This is a genomic window from uncultured Bradyrhizobium sp., from assembly GCF_947648125.1.
GTDB lineage: Bacteria > Pseudomonadota > Alphaproteobacteria > Rhizobiales > Xanthobacteraceae > Bradyrhizobium.
Map to the genome: position 1 here is coordinate 14,636 of NZ_CANSMR010000029.1, position 20,538 is coordinate 35,173.

Below are 20,538 nucleotides of genomic sequence, written 5' to 3' on the forward strand. Positions count from 1 at the left end.
ATCCCCTTGTTTTTGGTGTCTGTAACCCCCTCGCCACATCCGTGGTTTACCGGGGCCCAGGCTTCCGAAGCGGACATCCGAGCGGGGCAACTTCCCCGTCCGGCGATGAACGTTGGCCTCCCTGAAAAGGTGTGGCTGTCTAGCCTTGGCGTCAAGATGTGCACGTCACAGACTCGCATGAACAAACTGTCAGGAGTCGTTGAACGTGCCTCCTTGTCGCCGCGACTAAGGCAACGAGCCCGCGCAGTTCCACGCGGCACCATTGCCGCGCTGTAAAGATGACAGCTTGGAGGCGCGGGCTATTCCCGAGGCGGTCATGAAGCAGACATTCCTTGTTGTCGCACTTGCCGCCGCAGCCTGCGCCGGCGCGGCGTTAACCGTCGGGGCGCAGGAAGGCGTCGACAAGGCCAAGGCGACCGCCTTCGACAACAGGATGTTCGCAGGCCCGCCCGGCGCGAAAGCCTATGCCTGCTTCGTGCGGCGCTACGATGCAAATCATCTGGCACAGCATCCGAAGCAGAAGGTCAGCGCGATGAAGCTCCTCGTCGCCGCCGAAGATGCGCCGGAGGACAAGACCACCAACTACTCGTTCCGGCTCGGCGTCACTTACCGCCATCGCCCCGGCAATTTCGACTCCAGCGGCTACTGCAACCACGCGATCGCGACGGAATCCGGGCACGAGATGCGCTTCGAATGCAGCGTGGATTGTGAGGGCGGCGGTATCACCGTGGCTCTGTCGAAAGACGATAAATCCGCGATCGCACGCCTGAGCAGCATCAGGATGTGGAATCGCAACAAGCCCGACGATGACGCGGCCGAAGAGCTGCTCGCCGGCGCCGACGACAAGATCTTTCGCGTCGATCGCGCGGACTTGAGCCAATGCGCCGAACTTGTGACCGACCGCAAGGAACTCGCTGCGCTCCGGCACAAGTGATAGGCTTGGCGCCGGTCAACGATCATCGCGCGAGGGACGCCATGCACCGACGCAGCATCCTGTGGGGCACGCTCTCGGCGATCGGCGCCGCTTTTGCGACGTCACGCGCGAACGCCACCACTGAAGCACCGCCGCAGAAGCTGAAGGTGGTCTATCACCTCGACGACCTCGGCAAGGTCAATTTCGTGATCGGCAGCATCCAGAACCATCTCGACGGCGTCGGCGGCCCCGGCAATGTGACGATCGCGCTCGTGGTGCATGGCCAGGCGCTGAAGGCGTTTCATTCGGCCGCGGCCAATCCCGACCTGTCGAAGCATGTCGGGCAGTTCACCAGGGATGGCATCGAGCTCGCCGCCTGCGGCAACACCATGAAATCGCAGAACATCGGCCTGAAGGACCTGCTCCCGGGCTTCGTCGCCGCCGAGCGCGGCGGCGTGGTCCGGCTCGCCGAGCTGCAATCCCAAGGCTACCTCTACCTGCGGCCCTGATGCGCGGTCGCGCGCCCGCAATGCGTCATAAAAATGTGCCGAGATCGGGGTCTGCTCCGACCGCGTCCGAGGGGATCGAACTGTTGTGAATGGCGTTATCCCTTGGGAATGCTGATATTCCGCCCGGGCCTCCAGTCATGTTGACAATCCGCCTCCACCCCCGAAAGCTGCCCGGGAACCCAAAAATCGACCCTCGATCGAACGAGAACAGGCACCCATGAACCCCGTCAAAGCACTCGAAAATCACCGCCAGGCCGTCTGGCTGGACTTCCTTGCCCGCGGCTTCGTCGCCAATGGCGACCTGAAGCGGCTGATCGAGACCGACGGCGTCAAAGGCGTGACGTCCAACCCCTCGATCTTCGAGAAGGCGATCGGGAGCTCGGACGAGTATGACGGGGCGATCGGCCAGGCCCTCAAGAAGGGCGACCGCTCGGTCGCCGACCTGTTCGAGCACCTTGCCGTCGTGGATATCCAACATGCCGCCGACGTGCTGCGCCCGGTCTACGACCAGAGCCATGGCGGCGACGGCTTTGTCAGCCTCGAAGTGTCGCCCTATCTGGCGATGGACACCAAGGGCACGATCGTGGAGGCCGAGCGGCTCTGGAAGGACGTCCACCGCAAGAACCTGATGGTCAAGGTGCCGGCGACGCCGGAAGGCTTGCCGGCGATCGAATATCTGATCGGCGAAGGCATCAGCATCAACATCACGCTGCTGTTCTCGCAGAAGGTGTATCGCCAGGTCGCGGAGGCCTATCTCAAGGGCCTGGAGAAGTACGTCGCCAAGGGCGGCGACCCCTCTCACGTGGCAAGCGTCGCCAGCTTCTTCGTCAGCCGCATCGACTCTGCCGTCGACAAGCAGCTCGACGAGAAGATCGCACGCGCCAACGACCCGTCCGAGAAGGAGCGGCTCGCCGCCCTGAAGGGCGAGGTCGCGATCGCCAATGCAAAGCTCGCCTACCAGGACTACAAGCGCCTGTTCTCAGGCCCACGCTGGGACAAGCTCACCGCCAAGGGCGCCAAGCCGCAGCGGCTGCTGTGGGCGTCCACCGGCACCAAGAACAAGGACTATAGCGACGTGCTCTATGTCGAGGAGCTGATCGGCCCCGACACCGTCAACACCGTGCCGCCGGCGACGCTCGACGCCTTCCGCGACCACGGCAAGGTCCGCGACAGCCTGGAGGAGAATGTCGAGGACGCCCGCCACGTGCTGGAGGAGCTGGAGAAGTCCGGCATCTCGCTCGATGCGATCACCGAGGAGCTGGTCAAGGACGGCGTCAAGCTGTTCGCCGACGCGGCCGACAAGCTGTACGGCGCGGTCGCCCACAAGCGCGCGACCTCGCTCGGCGGCGGCATCGACCATCAGAAGCTGGCGCTCGGCGCAGGTATCGAGAAGGCGGTCGAGAAAAGCACCGAGGAATGGCGCGCGTCGGCCAAGATCCGAAGGCTCTGGCACAAGGACAAGTCGGTCTGGACCGGCGATGACGAGGACAAATGGCTGGGCTGGCTGACCAGCGCCGCCTCCGCCGACGTCACCGACTACGAGGATTTCGCCAAGCGCGTGAAGGGACAGAACTTCACCGACGCCGTCGTGCTCGGCATGGGCGGATCGAGCCTCGGGCCGGAGGTGCTCGCGCAGACCTTCCCGCACAAGTCCGGCTTCCCGCGGCTGCACGTGCTCGATTCCACCGATCCGGCGCAGGTCCGCGCGATGGAGGAGTATGTCGACATCGCCAAGACGCTGTTCATCGTCTCCTCCAAATCCGGCGGCACCACCGAGCCGAACGTGATGAAGGACTATTTCTTCGACCGGGTGGCCAAGGCGATCGGCAAGGACAAGGCCGGCCACCGTTTCATCGCGGTGACCGATCCCGGCTCGTCGCTGCAGAAGGTCGCGATCAAGCAGGGCTTTGCCCGCATCTTCTACGGCGATCCGGCGATCGGCGGCCGCTATTCCGTGCTGTCGCCGTTCGGCCTGGTGCCGGCCGCAGCCGCGGGCATCGACGTCCGCAGCCTGCTCGGCCATACGCTCGCCATGGTGCGCTCTTGCGGCGCCGACGTGCCGCCGCAGGAAAACCCGGGCGTCCAGCTCGGGCTGGCGATGGGCATCGCCGGGCTCGAAGGCCGCGACAAGGTGACGATCTTCGCCTCGCCCGAGGTCGCCGATTTCGGCGCCTGGGCCGAGCAGCTGATCGCGGAATCGACCGGCAAGGACGGCAAGGGCCTGATCCCGATCGAGGGCGAGACGATCGGCGATGCCGCAGTCTACGGCAACGACCGGTTCTTCATCGACCTCCGCACCGAGGGCGAGCACGACGCAGCGCATGAAGCCAAGCTCGCCGCGCTCGAGGCTGCCGGCCATCCCATGGTTCGGATCGTGATGAAGTCGATCGACCATATCGGCCAGGAGTTCTTCCGCTTCGAGATCGCGACCGCGGTGGCGGGCTCGATCCTCGGCATCAACCCGTTCAACCAGCCCGACGTCGAGGCCGCCAAGATCAAGACGCGCGAGCTGACCGCGGCGTTCGAGAAGACCGGATCGCTGCCGGCCGAGCACCCGGTGGTGTCGGCCGACGGGGTCGAGCTTTACACCGACGCGCAGAACGCCGAGGAGCTGCGCAAGGCCGGCGCCAACGGCGATCTCAATTCCTGGATCAAGGCGCACCTCTCGCGCTCCGGCCGCGGCGACTATGTCGCCCTGCTCGCCTATATCGAGCGCGACGGCGACACCATCGACGCCATGCAGGCGATGCGGCTGAAGGTGCGCGACGCAAAACACCTTGCGACCTGCGCCGAGTTCGGCCCGCGCTTCCTGCATTCGACCGGGCAGGCCTACAAGGGCGGGCCCGACAGCGGCGTGTTCCTGCAGGTCACGACCGACGATAGCCAGGACCTGGCGGTGCCCGGCCAGAAGGCGAGCTTTGGCGTGATCAAGGCGGCGCAGGCACGCGGCGATTTCGACGTGCTCACCGAGCGCGGCCGGCGGGCGCTGCGGGTGCATCTCAAGGGCGATCTCACCTCCGGGCTTGCGGCACTTGATGCCGCGATCTCGGCTGCGTTGAACTGACGGAGGCGAGGGATGCAACTCGGCATGATCGGCCTCGGCCGGATGGGCGGCAACATCGTCCGCCGCCTGATGAGCAACGGCCATACCACCGTGGTCTACGACAAGGATCCGAAGGCGGTCGCGGCGCTGGTCGCCGACAATGCCACCGGCTCCTCGTCGCTGGAGGATTTCGTCCTCAAGCTGGAAGCGCCGCGCACCGCCTGGGTGATGCTGCCGGCCGGCAAGATCACTGAAGCCACCATCGAGGCGCTGTCGAAGCTGATGCAGCCCGGCGACGTCATCATCGATGGCGGCAATACGTTCTGGCAGGACGACGTCCGCCGCGGCAAGGCGCTCCGGGAGCGCGGGCTGCATTACGTCGATGTCGGCACCAGCGGCGGCATCTGGGGCATCGAGCGCGGCTACTGCATGATGATCGGCGGCGACAAACCCGTGGTCGACCGGCTCGATCCGATCTTCAGGACGCTGGCACCCGGCATCGGCGACATCCCGCGTACCGCCGGCCGTGACGGCCGCGATCCCCGCATCGAACAGGGCTACATCCACGCCGGTCCGATCGGCGCCGGGCATTTCGTCAAGATGATCCACAACGGCATCGAATACGGCCTGATGCAGGCCTATGCCGAAGGCTTCGACATCCTGAAGAACGCCAATATCGAGGCGCTCCCGCCCGAGCATCGCTTCGATCTCGACATCGCCGACATCGCGGAAGTCTGGCGGCGCGGCAGCGTGATCCCGTCCTGGCTGCTCGACCTCACGGCCTCGGCGCTGGCGCAGAACCACACGCTCGACAATTACTCCGGCTTTGTCGAGGATTCCGGCGAAGGCCGCTGGACCGTCAATGCCGCGGTCGACGAGGCGGTGCCGGCCGAGGTGCTGACGGCCGCGCTCTACACCCGCTTCCGCTCGCGCAAGGATCACACCTTCGCGGAGAAGATCCTCTCGGCGATGCGCGCAGGGTTTGGCGGCCACAAGGAGCCGCCGAAGAAGGCTTAAAACGAACCGCGGAAGGTCACGTGCAGAAGAAACCCGATCCTTGCTCCTTCATCATCTTCGGCGCCACCGGTGATCTGACACACCGGCTCGTCGTCCCGGCGCTCTACAATCTCGCCGCCGGCAGTCTTTTGCCCGAGAAGTTCTGCGTCGTCGGCATTGTCCGCAAGGGCATGTCGAGCGCGCAGCTGACCGACAGCCTGATGCAGGGGCTGCTCAAGTTCGCCACCCGCCCCGTGGACGAGGCGGTCGCGAAGCGGCTGTTCGAATGCGTCACCGCGATCGAGGCCGATCCGCGCGATCCCGCTTCGTTCGATGCCATGAACGAACGGCTCGACAAGCTCGAGAAGGCGCGCGACACCGGCGGCAACCGGCTGTTCTATCTCGCGACCCCGCCGAGCGCCTTCCTGCCGATCAGCGAACAGCTCGGGCGCACCGGCATGCTGGAGGAGAACGGCGCCTGGCGGCGGCTGATCATCGAAAAGCCGTTCGGCACCGATCTGGCGTCGGCCCGGGCGCTGAACGCAGCGCTGCTGAAGTTGATGGATGAGCACCAGATCTACCGGATCGACCATTACCTCGGCAAGGAAACCGTCCAGAACATCCTGGTGCTGCGCTTTGCCAACGGCATGTTCGAGCCGATCTGGAATCGCAACCATATCGACCACATTCAGATCACCGTCGACGAGAAGCTCGGCGTCGGCCACCGCGGCAGTTTCTATGACGCCACCGGCGCGCTGCGCGACATGGTGCCGAACCATCTGTTCCAGCTGCTATCGCTCGTGACAATGGAGCCGCCGGCGCGCTTCGACGCCCATGCGGTGCGCTCCGAAAAGGCCGAGGTGTTGAGCGCGATCCAGATCCAGAGCGCGCAGGAGGCGCTGTCCAACTCGGTGCGCGGCCAGTATCGCGGCGGCCGGATCGGCGACACCGAGATCGAGGACTATCTCAAGACACCGGACGTCAAGTCCGATAGCTCGACCGAGACCTATGCCGCGCTGAAGCTGACCATCGACAATTGGCGCTGGGCGGGCGTGCCGTTCTACCTGCGCACCGGCAAGGCCCTGACCACCAAGCGCACCGAGATCGCGATCAAGTTCAAGCAGGCGCCGTTCGCGATGTTCCGCGACACGGCGGTCGACCGCCTGTCGCAGAATTACCTGGTCATCTCGACCGAGCCGACCGAGGGCATCGAGCTGCAGTTCAACACCAAGGTGCCGGGCCCAGCCATCAACATCGACGGCGTCGAGATGAAGTTCCGTTACAAGGACTACTTCAAGGCCGAGCCGTCGACCGGCTACGAGACGCTGATCTATGACTGCATGATCGGCGATAATCTGCTGTTCCAGCGCGCCGACAGCGTCGAGGCCGGATGGCAGGCGGTGCAGCCCTTCCTCGACGCCTGGAAGACTGCCGGCGGGCGTGGCCTGCAACCCTACAAGGCCGGCAGCGAAGGCCCGGAGGCTGCCAACGCGCTGCTGACGCGCGACGGCCGCAGCTGGCGGAAGCTGGGCTGACCATGACCGCGACCGGCGAGCGCAAGATCATCACGGTCGCCGATCAGGCCGCGCTGGCGAAGACGGCCGCCGAGCGGGTGATCGCCAGGATCGACCAGAACAGCGGCCGGATCGCGGTGTGCCTCACCGGCGGCTCCAGCCCCAAGGCGCTCTACCAGCTGGTGGCGACGCCGGACTATCGCCAGAGGATTCCGTGGGACCGCATCGACTGGTTCATCGGCGACGAGCGCCTGGTGCCGCGCCAGGACCCGCTGCACAATATGAGCATGGCGCGCCAGGCCTTCCTCGACCGCTGCGCCCCGGCTGCGAATGTCCACCCGATCGCGACCGACACCGCCGATCTCAGGGATCCCGACATCAGCGCGGCGCTGTACGAGAACGAGCTGATGGCGTTCTACGGCGCCGAACAGCTCGATCCGAAGCGACCGCTTTTCGACCTGGTGCTGATGGGCATCGGGCCCGATGGGCACACCGCCTCGCTGTTTCCGGGCTATCCCGCGGTCGAGGAGACGCAGCGCTGGGTGGTCGGGGTGCCCAAGGCCAATGTCGAGCCGTTCGTGCCGCGAGTCTCCTTGACCCTGCCTGCCCTCGCCTCCTGCCGCGAGATGCTGTTCGAGGTGGCAGGCGAAAACAAGCGCGCGATCTTGACGCGCCTGTTCGCAGGCGAGAACCTGCCGGCAAACCGCGCGCGATCGCTGGGCGAAACCGTCTGGCTGATCGATCAGGCTGCGCTGCCGGAGGATTTTCCTGGATGATTTTCTTGGGTGACTTTCTTGGGTGACGGGCAAAACCCCTGCGCATTGGTTGTGATGGGCGTCTCCGGCTCGGGCAAGAGCACCATCGCCGACCGCCTCGCGATCAGGATCGGCTGGCGCTTCGAGGACGGTGACAGTTTTCACCCGCCGAGCAATGTCGCCAAGATGCATTCCGGCCAGCCGCTCACCGACGAGGATCGCTGGCCCTGGCTGCGCGCGATCGCCGCCGAGATCGACCGCACCTGCGGCGTCCACGAACGCGCCGTCATCGCCTGCTCCGCCCTGAAGCGCACCTATCGCGACATCCTGGTGCACGGCCGCGACGACATCCGCATCGTCTTCCTGGACGGCACCCAGGAGCTGATCGCCACGCGGCTCGCCGCGCGCAAGGACCATTTCATGCCGCCGGGCCTCCTCGCCAGCCAGTTCAGGACGCTGGAGCCCCCGACGCCGGACGAACGCCCGATCACGGTTGCGATCGACCGTTCGGTCGACACCATCATCGAAGACATCGTCAATCAACTGAAGTTGGACCGCCCATGAACTACACCGCCACCCGCATCGCTCTTGTCGTATCCGATGTCGACGGCACGCTGCTCACCAAGGACAAGACCTTGACCGACGGCGCCAGGACAGCGGTGCGCAGGCTGCATGAGGCCGGCATTGGCTTCACCATCGTCTCCAGCCGCCCGACCATCGGGATGAGCTTCCTGGTCGCACCGCTCGCGATCACGCAGCCGATCGGCGCCTTCAACGGCTCTTCGATCGTCGATCCGCAAATGAAGCCGCTTGAGCAGCATTTGATCCCCGCAGCGACAGCAAAAGGCTGCGTCGACCTGCTGCGCAACTATGGCGTCGACATCTGGCTGTTCACCAACGACCGCTGGCTGACGCGCAATCCCAACGGCGAGTACACCGCCCACGAGCAGCACACCATCAAGCACGATCCGACCATCGTCAGCGATTTCACACCCTATCTCGACCAAGCCTGCAAGATCGTCGGCGCGAGCTCGGATGCGTCCCTGCTGCAACGCTGCGAGGCGGAGATGCAGCAGATGGTCGGCAATGACGCGACCGCGGTCCGCTCGCAGACCTACTATCTCGACGTCACCCCGCCCGGCCACGACAAGGGCACCTTCGTCGAGGGTATCGCGAAACGTCTTGGCGTGTCGCTCGAGAATGTCGCAACGATCGGCGACATGCAGAACGATCTGCCGATGTTCGCGCGAAGCGGCATCTCGTTCGCGATGGGCAATGCCAGTGATGACGTGAAGGCGCGCGCCACGCATGTCACCGAAACCAACGAGCACGACGGTTTCGCTCGCGCGATGGACACGGTGTTGACGATGGGCCGTTAGGGCGGCGTTCTAGAAAGATCGTGCGCAAAGCAAACGCTACGATCAAGTCGACCGCTGCACCGCGGGCTTCTCGGCGTCGGCCCTGGCGGCGCTGAGATTGTGCGCCGTGTTGATCAGCGCGATATGGGTCAGCGCCTGCGGAAAGTTGCCGGTCTGCCGGCCGGCACCGGAGTCGAACTCCTCCGCCAGAAGCCCGAGATCGTTGGCGACCGCCACCACGCGGTCGAACATGGTTTGCGCCTTGTCGACATCTCCCGCCAGCACATGGGCGTCGGCGAGCCACAGGCTGCAGGCCAGGAACGCACCCTCGATCGGCTGGATTTCGTCGGACACCTCGCGCGGATCGTGCCGCAGCACGAACCCGTCGCGCATCATGTGCCGGTCGACCGCGGCGATCGTGCCGCGGATGCGCGGATCGGACGGCGGCAGGAAGCCGACCGACGGCAGCAGCAGCAGGCTGGCGTCGAGCAGCTTTGAACCATAGCTCTCGACGAAGCTGTCGAGATCGGGATCGAAGCCCCGCTGGCAGACGTCGCGATGGATGGCCTCGCGCAGCACCCGCCATTTGACCAGCGGTCCCTTGAAGCCGAACCGCTCCGCGCTCTTGATGGCGCGGTCGAAGGCGACCCAGCACATCACCTTGGAAAACACGTAGTGTCTCGGCGTGTCGCGGCGCTCCCAGATGCCGTGATCCGGCTGGTCCCAGACGTCGGCGAGATGACTAACGACGGTGCATTCGAGCGACCAGTTCTCCTCATCGAGCTTCAGCTTCGCCATACGGGACTGGTGGAAGGCGTCGATCAGCTCGCCATAGACGTCGAGCTGCAGCTGCGCATGTGCGGCATTGCCGACGCGGACCGGTTGCGCCCCTTCATACCCGGGCAGCCATCCGGCTTCCCATTCCAAGAGGCGCCGCTGCCCGAGGATGCCGTACATAATCTGCATGTTGGCGGGAGCGCCGGCTGCGGCCCGCAGCAGCCAGTTGTGCCAGGCGGCCGCCTCCTCGGTGTAGCCCGAATTCATCAGCGCCAGCAGCGTGAAGGTGGCGTCGCGCAGCCAGCAGAACCGGTAGTCCCAGTTGCGCGCGCCGCCGAGCTTTTCCGGCAATGACGTGGTCGGTGCCGCGACGATGCCGCCGGTCGGCCTGAAGGTCAGCGCCTTCAGCGTGATCAGCGAACGCATCACGAGATCGCGCTGATAGCTGTCGTCATAGGTCGAGCGGCTGCACCATTCCTTCCAGTAGTCCTCGGTATCCTTCAGCGCGGCCTCGGGATCGATCGGCTCCGGCACCGGCTGATACGACGCGCCGTAGGTCAGGACGAACGGCACGGTCTCACCCTCGCCGATCTCGAAATCGGCGATCGTGGTCAGGTCCTTGCCTGATGTCTTAACTGGGGTGCGCAGCACGGTCATGTCCCGCCCGCTGATCGCCAGCAGCCCCTCGCCGTCCGGGTTCTTTTTCACCCAGGGGACATCGACCCCGAAGCCGAACCGGATCACCAGCTCCATGTGCATCTTGACGCGGCCGCTGATGCCACGAACCAGGCGGACCACGTCGGAGGCATTGCCGCGCGGCGGCATGAAGTCGATCAGCGCGACTACGCCGCCTTCGGTCTCGAACCGCGTCTCGAGGATGAGCGTATCGTCCCAGTAGCGGCGGGAGGCCTGCCTGATCTCCTGGGCGGGGGCCAGCAGCCAGCGGCCATTCCGCGATGTGCCAAGCAGCGCCGCGAAGCAGGCGTCGGAATCGAACGCCGGCCAGCACAGCCAGTCGATCGAGCCGTCACGGCCGACCAGCGCTGCGGTCTCGCAATCGCCGATCAGTCCATAGTCTTCGATGCGAGAGGCCACGCGCCATGCTCCGCGTTAACCCGCGTGCGACCGCTCGCGGGTTGCACGCTTGAGCGCATCGATGTCGATCGCCGACGCGAGATGCTCGATCGAGACCGGCAACCGCCGTTTCCAGTTCGGATGCTCGTAGACGGTGCCGGGGATGTTCGGCTGCTCGACAATGCCGAGCAGGTCCTCCATCGAAACCGCCATCATCCGCGACCGCGTCCGTGCCATGAAGCTCACCACCGAATAGAAATCATTGTGGTGAATGTCGTGACGGCGCAGCACGTCGTCGAGATGGCCGAGCGCATCCCAGCGCCCCTGGTCGGTCTCGCCGGGATCGATCCCGAGCGCGCGCTTGGTCTTGAGATCGCTGAACGAGCGCCAGCCGGCATAGGTCGACAGGTCGTGGGTGTTGAACGTCACCAGCGCGTTCGGCAGATAATGGTCGGCGCTGCGGAACACGCCCTGGTCGTCGGTCTCGAACATCATCACGAGATAGGACCAGATGCCCCAACCGTTCATCTGCTCGCGGAAGCCCGGAGGCACGGTGCCTAGGTCCTCGCCGATCACGACGCAGCGGCTCGCGACGCTTTCCTGCGCGGTCGCCGCCAGCAGCGCCTCGAACGGCATCAGCACATAGGCGCCATTGGCCGGACCGAAGCCGCGCGGCACGAGATAGAGCCGCTTCAGCCCGAAGGCGTGGTCGAGCCTGATCGCGCCGGCATGGTGCATCGAGGCGCGCAGCATCTGCCTGAACGGCTCGAACAAGCGCTGCTCGAGGCCCGCGGCATTGAAGCCGGCAAGCCCCCAGTCCTGGCCCGCGGTGTTGAGCGGATCCGGCGGCGCGCCGACGCCGAGATGGCGCGAGATCGCGGTCTGCTCATTCCAGGCGTCGAAGCCATCCGACTGCACGCCGACGGCAACGTCGAGATAGAGCCCGACCCGCATGCCGAGCTTGTGCGCGAGCGCCTGGCAGGCGCCGAGCTGCCGGTCCGCAGTCCATTGCACGAATTCGACGAACTCGACCTCGGCGGCGGTGTCGCGCGCCCTGCGCAATTTCGTGCACGCCGCATCATCGGGCTGCCGCCAGTCGTCCGGCCATTCCCACCACGGCGTGTTGAATTTGTGCCGCATCACCTCGAAGCAGGCGAAGCGCGACAGCAGCACGCCCTGCTCCTTGCGATAAGCTTCGAAATCCTGCCAGCGGCCGAGGCCGGGATTGGCCTTGAAGGCCGCGAAGGCCGCACGCAGCGCGGGCCATTTCAGCGCCGCGGCACCGACATAGTCGACCATGTCACGGCTGCGGAGTTGTGCCAGCGCGGCTTGCGCCTCGGCATCGATGTGGAATTCGGGAATCTTCGCGACGTCGATATAGAGCGCGTTGAGGAACAGCCGGCTGTTCGGCGAGTATGGACTGCAATCGCCGGGCCGGTCATCGAACAGCGCGTGCAACGGATTGAGCCCGATGCCGTCGGCGCCGAGCCGATGGGCGAATTCGAGCAGACCCTGCAGATCGGTGAAGTCGCCGATGCCCCAGTTGCGCGCGGACCGTACGCCATAGAGCTGGACCGCGATCACCCAGCAGCGGTCGAACGCGCCGCCGAACGCCGCTTCCGGCGCCGCCAGGAACGGCAGCTCCTCGCTGCCCGATGCGTCCTTGAGCTGCAAGCGGTGCACGCCCTCGGGCAGGCCGGACGGCCACGTCACGCTCCGCTCATGCGCCTCGCCCTGTGCGAGCACCGCAGTGCCGTTCATGATCTTCCATTGCACCGGAAGCTGGGTCGTTTCCGAGAGCTGCGTCTGTCCGCCATGGCGGCCTCTGACGACCACGGGATCGGCGATGATCCGGCGCGGCGTCTGGGGCGGCAGCGCCGCGAGGATCGCCGTCAGCGCCTCGGGGGTTGTCACACGGCGGTGACCGCTCCCATCGATATACTCGGTCTGGATTCCCAGGGTCTGGGCTTTGGCGTAAAGATCCATTCGGCACGCTGCCTGCTCGCAACGGTATTGGGATCGTTGCTAAATTGTACAGATACGGGAAAGGGATAGTTGATGTTCAACGCTCTACCCTATCCAGCGTTCCCACCGGGAACCATTGCCCGGCGAGCGGCTTTCTATATGGGTCTGGCGTGCCTCCTTCCCGGCGCCGGGACTTCATTTGCCTATTCAATGGCGGCATCACCGTGAACAAAACCGCCCGGCCTGTCGAGAGTGCCAACGGCACTTTTCATATCACCGATGTCTATCCGTCGGTTGATGGCGGCCGTTTTGCAGTCAAGCGCATCGCGGGCGAACCTGTCGAGGTGTGGGCCGACGTCTACCGTGACGGCCATGATGTGATCGCAGCAGCATTGGTGTGGCGACATGAGGGCGACGGCGAATGGCAACACGCGCCGATGGCGCTGCACAGCGACGACCGCTGGGGCGGCGCCTTCGTGCCCGACCGGCCCGGCCGCTACAGCTTCGCGATCGAGGCCTGGACCGACGAATTCGCCAGCTGGCGGCAACGCTTCGAGCAGAAGCAGCGCGATGGCGGCGACCACACGCTGGATGCGATCGAAGGCGCGGGCATGCTGACCCGGGCGCAAGCCGGCGGCCCGGCCGCGGCCGCAATCATCATCAGGCAGTGCGAAATCTTCCTGCAGACCGGCGAGCCGGGCGCGCTGCTCGCGCCCGAGTTGCGTGAGGCGATGGCCGGCAGCCAGTTTCGCCGCGACCTGATGCGATCGCAGCTTTATCCCCTGACTGCCGACCGGCCGCGGGCGCGTAGCGGCGCCTGGTACCAGATGTTTCCGCGCAGCCAGGGCAAGACGCCGGGCGTTCACGCGACCTTCAACGACTGCATCGCGCGGCTGCCCGATATCGCGGCGATGGGCTTCGACGTCGTGCTGCTGGCGCCGATCCACCCGATCGGGCGGACCCATCGCAAGGGCCGCAACAATGCCGCCATCGCGCAGCCAGGCGATCCCGGCAGCCCCTACGCGATCGGCGCGGCGGAGGGCGGCCACGATGCCGTGCATCCGGAGCTCGGCACGCTCGACGACTTCCGCGCCTTCGTGGCGGCATGCCAGGCCCACGGCCTCGAGGTCGCGCTCGATTTCGTCGTGCAATGCTCGCCCGATCATCCCTGGCTGACCGCGCATCCGGAATGGTTCAAGCGGCGTCCGGACGGATCGATGCGCACGGCCGAACATCCGCCGCAGCGCTGGGACGATGTCGTCAATCCGGATTTCGGATCCGAAGATGCCGCCGCGCTGTGGCGCGCGCTGCGCGATGTCGTGCTGTTCTGGGTCGAGCAGGGCGTGAAAATCTTCCGGGTCGACAATCCGCACACCAAGCCGCTGGCATTCTGGGAATGGCTGATCCGCGAGGTGCAGGATCGCGATCCGGACGTGCTGTTCCTCTCGGAAGCCTTCGCCCGGCCGAAATTGATGAAGGGTCTCGCCAAGCTCGGCTTCACGCAATCCTATAGTTACTTCACCTGGCGTACGCAGCGTTCCGAGCTCGAACAGTATCTCGGCGAGTTGATATCCTATCCCGATCGCGACTTCTTTCGGCCGAATTTCTTCGTCAACACACCCGACATCCTGCCCTTCCACCTGCAAAGCGGCGAATCCTGGATGTTCAAGTCGCGTCTCGCGCTGGCCGCGACGCTTTCAAGCAGCTACGGCATCACTAGCGGCTTCGAACTGCTCGAGCACACGCCGGTGCCCGGCCGCGAGGCCTATCTCAACTCCGAGAAATACGAGATCAGGGTTCGCGACTGGGATCAGGTCGGGAACATCAAGCCCTATATCGCAGCCCTCAACCAAATCAGGCGCGGCAATCCGGCCCTGCAACAATTCGCCGATCTGCGCTTTATCAATATCGATGACGGCGGCGTGATCGGATTCGTCAAGGAGGCGGCCGATCAGGGCAATGTGATCGCGGCCGCGATTGCATTGTCGCTCGAGCCGCGAGAGGTCTGGCTTCCGCTCGGCGACGTTGTGGCCGGCCGCGGCGATGCCCGCCGCCCCGTCACCGCCGTGGAAGACCTTGTCACCGGCGAGCGTCATGCGCTCGAATGGGGAGGCATCCGCCTACGTCTAGATCCTGCGCGCGATCCCGCGTTGCTGCTGCGCTGTGTCGCCTGAAGGAGCCGTCATGAACGTATTCTCCTCCGTCAATAGCGAGGCAAAGGTCGCGACCGAGACCGCGGACCAGCTGTGGTACAAGGACGCCATCATCTACCAACTGCACGTCAAGGCGTTCGCCGACAGCAACAATGACGGCATCGGCGACTTCACAGGCCTGACGGAGAAGCTCGGCTATCTGCAGGAGCTCGGCGTCACCGCGCTGTGGCTGCTGCCGTTCTACCCCTCGCCCGGCCGCGACGACGGCTACGACATCGGCGACTACGGCGACATCAATCCCGATTTCGGGACGATGAAGGACTTCAAGCGCTTCATCCAGGAGGCCAAGAGGCGCGGCCTGCGCGTCATCACCGAGCTCGTCGTCAACCACACCTCGGACCAGCACGCCTGGTTCAAGCGCGCGCGCCGCAGCCCGCCGAATTCGAGCGCGCGCAGCTGGTACGTCTGGAGCGACACCGACCAGAAATACCTCGATACCCGTATCATCTTCACCGACACGGAGAAGTCGAACTGGACCTGGGATCCGGAAGCCGGCCAGTTCTACTGGCACCGCTTCTTCTCGCACCAGCCGGACCTGAACTTCGACAATCCGCGCGTGGTGCGCGCCATCGTGCAGGTGATGAAGCGCTGGCTCGACACCGGCGTCGACGGCTTCCGGCTCGACGCCATTCCCTATCTGTGCGAGCGCGACGGCACCAACAACGAGAACCTGCCGGAGACGCATGCCATCATCAAGCGGCTGCGCCAGGAGCTCGACGCCTATGCCAAGGGCAAGATCCTGCTGGCCGAGGCCAACCAGTGGCCGGAGGACGTGCAGGAATATTTCGGCCATGGCGACGAATGCCACATGGCCTATCACTTCCCGCTGATGCCGCGCATCTACATGGCGATCGCCCAGGAAGACCGCTTTCCGATCACCGACATCCTCAGGCAGACGCCCGACATTCCGGCAGCCGCCCAGTGGGCGCTGTTCCTGCGCAATCACGACGAGCTGACGCTGGAAATGGTCACCGACGTCGAGCGCGACTATCTGTGGTCGACCTACGCCAACGACCCGCGTGCCCGGATCAATGTCGGCATCCGCCGCCGCCTTGCGCCGCTGATGGACAATGACCGGCGCAAGATCGAGCTGATGAACTCGCTGCTGCTGTCGTTCCCCGGCACGCCGATCATCTATTACGGCGACGAGATCGGCATGGGCGACAACATCTATCTCGGCGACCGCAACGGCGTGCGGACGCCGATGCAGTGGTCGCCGGACCGCAACGGCGGCTTCTCGCGCGCCGACCCGGCGCGGCTCTACGCGCCGATGATCATGGATCCGGTCTACGGCTACGAATCGGTCAATGTCGAGGCGCAGTCGCGCAGCCTGTCGTCGCTGCTGTCGGCGACCAAGCGGCTGATCGCGGTGCGCAAGTCGACGCTTGCCTTCGGGCGCGGCACCATGACTTTCATCCGCCCGGAGAACCGCTCGGTGCTCGCCTATGTCAGGCAGTACCAGGGCGAGGCGATCCTGTGCGTCGCCAATCTGTCCCGCTCGGCCCAGGCCACCGAGCTCGACCTCTCCGCCTTCAAGGATCGCATTCCGCTCGAGATGCTCGGACGCACGCGCTTCCCGGCGATCGGCGAGCTGCCCTATATGATCACGCTGGCGCCTTACGGCTTCTACTGGTTCCAGCTGCAGGAGCGCGACAAGTCCGAGCCGGTGAAGCCGCGGGCGGTGCCGGAGTTCGAGACGCTGGTGGTGCCGCTCGGTTCGACCTGGACGTCGCTAGCGCGGGAGCGCGGCGTGTTCGAGCACGACGTGTTGCCCGGCCATCTCTCCCGCATGCGCTGGTACCCCGAGCATTCCGCGAAGGCGATCCAGCCGACGCTGGTGGCCGCGATCCCGTTCTGCGACATCGGCGACAACCGGCCCTGGCTGATCTTCTTCGAAACCACGGAGCGCGGCACCACCAGCCGCTACGTGCTGCCGATGCAGATCGAATGGGTGCGCTTCGACCGCGAGCGCTACAATCCGCGCGCCTTTGCCGCGGTCCGCCAGGGCGCGCGCGAGGGCACGCTGCTTGATGTTGCCACCGACCAGATCTTCACCGGCCTGTTCCTGCGCAATCTCAGGGAAAACCTCACGGTCGACGAGGGCGAGCAGGGCCTGAAGCTCGAATTCCGGCCGACCAGCCGCTTCTCCGACCGGCCGGTGCGGCAGCCGGAGCGGATCCGCGTCTTCGAGAACGATCAACCGCATTCGACCGCGCTGGTCGACAACGAATACGTCACCAAGATCTACCGGAAGCTAGAGGTCGGCATCAATCCGGAGATCGAGATGGGCCGCTTCCTCACCGAAGTGGTCAATTTCCCCAACACGCCCGCATTGCTCGGCACATCGGAACTGGTGGAGGGCGACAATCGCAGCGCGATCGCGGTGCTGCATGCCATGGTGGTCAACCAGGGCGATCTCTGGACCGTGGCCGCTGCGCACCTCGACCGCCTGGTCGAGCGGCAGCGCCTGCTGGCGGCGAGCGAACATCCGGAGGAGAACGGCGATCACGCCACTTATCTGCGCCACCTGTCGCACAGCGGAAAGCGTCTCGCCGAGCTGCACATCGCGCTCGCCAGCAACCGGGACCTGCCGGACTTCGCACCCGAACCGACCAGGCCCGAGGACCTGCAGCGCTGGAACGACGAGATCATGGCGCGCGCCGAGCGCGTGTTCGACACGCTGAAGCAGCGGCGCGGCTCCCTGAAAGAGGCCGACCGGCTGCTGGGCGATCAGTTGCAGGCCCAGCACGACCTGCTGCCGGAGCGGCTGAAGGCGCTGCTGCCGCGCGAGACCGACGGGCTCAGCATCCGCCACCATGGCGACCTGCATCTCGGCCAGTTGCTGGTCGTCAAGGACGACGTTTTCATCATCGATTTCGACGGCGGACCGGGTCGCACCATCGCCGAGCGGCGCCGCAAGGCGCCGGCCGCCCGCGACGTCGCTGGCCTGATCCGCTCGATCGACTATGCCGCGACTGCCGCGCTGGAACGGGCCCTCAAGGTCGCGCCTGACGAGAGCGGCAGGCTGAGCCTCGCGCTGGCCGAATGGCGCGACCAGGCCGCGGATGCCCTGCTGGCGGCCTATCGCGAGACCACGGCCGGCCAGCGGCTGTGGCCCGCCGACGCCAGGGCCGCCGATCGCCTGCTCAACTTTTTCCTGCTTGAGAAAGCCTTCTACGAGATCGAGTATGAGCTGGCCAACCGGCCGGATTGGCTCCGCGTCCCACTGACTGGCCTGTTGAGACTCCTGGCCCAACAGCCGCATGAGGTTGCATGACCAAACTGCCCGCCGAGGCCTATGCCATCATCGAGGGCCGCCACTCCGATCCGTTCCACTATCTCGGCCTCCACGCCGAGGGGGATCGCAAAGTCGTGCGCGCCTTCCTGCCCGATGCCAGCAATGTCGAGGCGATCGGGGAGCATGGCGAGGCGGCGCCGCTGGCCAAGATCCATGACGCCGGCCTGTTCGCAGGTCCCTTGCCGAACGGCTCGACGCGCTACCAGCTCCGCGCCCGCTTCGGCGACAACGTCGTCGAACTGGAGGATGCCTACCGCTTTCCGCCGATCCTGAGCGATTTCGATCTCTATCTGCTCGGCGAAGGCACGCATCTGCGCGTCTACGACACGCTCGGCGCCCATCCGATGACGCTCGACGGCGTCGACGGCATCGGCTTCGTGGTGCTGGCGCCGAATGCGCGGCGGGTCAGCGTGGTCGGCGACTTCAATTTCTGGGACGGCAGGCGTCATCCGATGCGGGTGCGCGGCCCGGGCTATTGGGAGCTGTTCATCCCGCGCGCACGCGTCGGCGACCACTACAAGTTCGAGATCATCGGGCGCAACGGCCAGCATCTGCCGCTGAAGTCCGATCCGCTGGCGTTCGCCGCCGAGGTGCGTCCGAAGACCGCTTCGATCGTGATCGACGAGCGCAAGATCCCGCATCCGCGCCCGGCGCCCGATCGCGTCAACGCGCTGAGCTCGCCGATGTCGATCTACGAGGTTCACCTCGGCTCGTGGCGCCGCAAAGGCCGCAATGAGTGGCTGACCTATCGCGAGATGGCGGAGCAGCTTCCGGCCTACGCCAGCGACATGGGCTTCACCCATATCGAATTCCTGCCCATCACCGAGCATCCGTTCGACGGCTCCTGGGGCTATCAGCCGACCGGCATGTTCGCGCCGACCAGCCGCTTCGGCTCGCCCGATGATTTCGCCGCCTTGATCGACGCCTGCCACGGCGCCGGGCTCGCCGTGCTGCTCGACTGGGTCCCCGGACATTTCCCCGACGATCCGCATGGTCTCGGCAATTTCGATGGCACCGCGCTCTACGAGCACGCCAACCCGTTGCAGGGCCGCCACCTCGACTGGGGCACGCTGATCTACAATTACGGGCGCACCGAGGTCACCAACTTCCTGGTGTCGAACGCGCTGTTCTGGCTCGATCGCTACGGCATCGACGGGCTGCGCGTCGATGCCGTCGCCTCGATGCTCTATCTCGACTACAGCCGCCCCGCCGGCGGCTGGATCCCGAACAAATATGGCGGCCGGGAGAACATCGAGGCGATCGACTTCCTGCGCCGCTTCAACACCGAGCTGTTCGCGCATTTTCCGCAGGCGACGACGGCGGCGGAGGAATCCACGGCGTGGCCGCAAGTATCGCGGCCGGTCGAATATGGCGGGCTCGGCTTCGGCTACAAGTGGAATATGGGCTGGATGCACGACACGCTGAAATACATCGGCAAGGATCCCATCCACCGCAAATTCCATCACGGCGACATCCTGTTCGGCCTGCACTACGCCTTCTCGGAGAACTTCATCCTGCCGCTGTCCCACGACGAGGTCGTGCACGGCAAGCGCTCGATCCTCGGCCGCATGCCCGGCGACGACTGGCAGCGCTTCGCCAATCTGCGCGCCTATTACAGCTTCTTGTTCGGGCATCCCGGCAAGAAGCTGATGTTCATGGGCTGCGAGTTCGGCCAGGAGCGCGAATGGAATCACGACCACTCGATCGATTGGCATTTGCTGCAACAGCCGAGGCACAGCGGCATCCAGAATCTGGTCCGCGACCTCAACCGGCTCTATCGCGCGCTGCCGGCGCTGCACGAGCTCGACTGCGAGCAGGCCGGCTTCGAATGGGTCATCACCAACGACGCCAACAACAATGTGTTCGGCTGGATCCGCAAGGGCAATGATGCGCGCGGCCGCTGCCTCGTGGTCCTGAACTTCTCGCCCAACGTCTATCGCAACTATCGCGTCCGCGTACCGTTCGCGGGCAAGTGGCACGAGGTGTTCAACTCGGATTCCTCGCATTACGGCGGCACCAATGTCGGCAATATCGGCGAGGTCCGCGCCTCGGAGGGCGCCACGCCCGAGCTAAGCCTGACCATTCCGCCGCTGGCAGCGATCTTCCTCGTACCGGAAAGCTGA

The 20,538-nt window shown here is 65.3% G+C and carries 13 protein-coding genes; 11 read left to right on the plus strand and 2 right to left on the minus strand.

Annotation, left to right across the window (positions count from 1 at the left end):
* The first annotated feature begins 316 nt into the window (after positions 1-316).
* The 8 genes from Q0030_RS33105 (at position 317) to Q0030_RS33140 (ending at position 9,109) form a co-directional block, all read left to right on the plus strand.
* On the plus strand, positions 317-934 hold the full coding sequence (locus Q0030_RS33105) for a hypothetical protein (RefSeq protein WP_298376961.1): 618 nt from the start codon (positions 317-319) through the stop codon (positions 932-934).
* A 41-nt stretch (positions 935-975) separates the two neighbouring features.
* Positions 976-1,422: a DsrE family protein gene (locus Q0030_RS33110; protein ID WP_298376963.1), complete on the plus strand. Its 447-nt coding sequence runs from the start codon at positions 976-978 to the stop codon at positions 1,420-1,422.
* 217 nt (positions 1,423-1,639) lie between these two features.
* On the plus strand, positions 1,640-4,486 hold the full coding sequence (locus Q0030_RS33115) for a bifunctional transaldolase/phosoglucose isomerase (protein ID WP_298376965.1): 2,847 nt from the start codon (positions 1,640-1,642) through the stop codon (positions 4,484-4,486).
* Between the two features lie 12 nt (positions 4,487-4,498).
* A complete protein-coding gene (gnd, locus tag Q0030_RS33120; RefSeq protein ID WP_298376967.1) occupies positions 4,499-5,482 on the plus strand; it encodes a phosphogluconate dehydrogenase (NAD(+)-dependent, decarboxylating) in 984 nt (327 codons plus the stop codon).
* Positions 5,483-5,502: 20 nt separating this feature from the next.
* Positions 5,503-6,996, plus strand: coding sequence for a glucose-6-phosphate dehydrogenase (gene zwf / locus Q0030_RS33125; protein ID WP_298376969.1), 1,494 nt, complete (start codon positions 5,503-5,505; stop codon positions 6,994-6,996).
* Between the two features lie 2 nt (positions 6,997-6,998).
* Positions 6,999-7,751, plus strand: a complete 753-nt coding sequence (gene pgl, locus Q0030_RS33130; RefSeq protein ID WP_298376971.1) for a 6-phosphogluconolactonase — start codon at positions 6,999-7,001, stop codon at positions 7,749-7,751.
* A 54-nt stretch (positions 7,752-7,805) separates the two neighbouring features.
* Positions 7,806-8,294, plus strand: coding sequence for a gluconokinase (locus Q0030_RS33135; protein WP_298377108.1), 489 nt, complete (start codon positions 7,806-7,808; stop codon positions 8,292-8,294).
* Complete coding sequence (locus Q0030_RS33140; RefSeq protein ID WP_298376973.1) at positions 8,291-9,109, plus strand: HAD family hydrolase; 819 nt, start codon at positions 8,291-8,293, stop codon at positions 9,107-9,109. Before Q0030_RS33135 ends, Q0030_RS33140 begins: the two co-directional genes overlap by 4 nt.
* Before the next feature lie 42 nt (positions 9,110-9,151).
* Here the strand turns inward: Q0030_RS33140 and Q0030_RS33145 are convergent, their stop codons facing one another.
* On the minus strand, positions 9,152-10,960 hold the full coding sequence (locus Q0030_RS33145) for a glycoside hydrolase family 15 protein (protein WP_298376975.1): 1,809 nt from the start codon (positions 10,958-10,960) through the stop codon (positions 9,152-9,154).
* A 15-nt stretch (positions 10,961-10,975) separates the two neighbouring features.
* Complete coding sequence (malQ, locus tag Q0030_RS33150; RefSeq protein ID WP_298376978.1) at positions 10,976-12,925, minus strand: 4-alpha-glucanotransferase; 1,950 nt, start codon at positions 12,923-12,925, stop codon at positions 10,976-10,978.
* Positions 12,926-13,128: 203 nt separating this feature from the next.
* On the opposite strand from malQ, the gene Q0030_RS33155 reads away from it, so the two are divergent.
* From Q0030_RS33155 to glgB, 3 genes are read left to right on the plus strand one after another with little or no spacing between them, the layout of a single operon-like run.
* A complete protein-coding gene (locus Q0030_RS33155) occupies positions 13,129-15,078 on the plus strand; it encodes an alpha-1,4-glucan--maltose-1-phosphate maltosyltransferase (RefSeq protein ID WP_298376981.1) in 1,950 nt (649 codons plus the stop codon).
* A 10-nt stretch (positions 15,079-15,088) separates the two neighbouring features.
* Positions 15,089-18,394 (plus strand): maltose alpha-D-glucosyltransferase, encoded by a 3,306-nt coding sequence (treS, locus tag Q0030_RS33160; RefSeq protein WP_298376984.1) that lies wholly within the window; start codon positions 15,089-15,091, stop codon positions 18,392-18,394.
* Positions 18,391-20,538 carry a 1,4-alpha-glucan branching protein GlgB gene (glgB, locus tag Q0030_RS33165; RefSeq protein WP_298376986.1) on the plus strand — a complete coding sequence of 716 codons (2,148 nt, stop codon included), beginning with the start codon at positions 18,391-18,393 and terminating at the stop codon, positions 20,536-20,538. Before treS ends, glgB begins: the two co-directional genes overlap by 4 nt.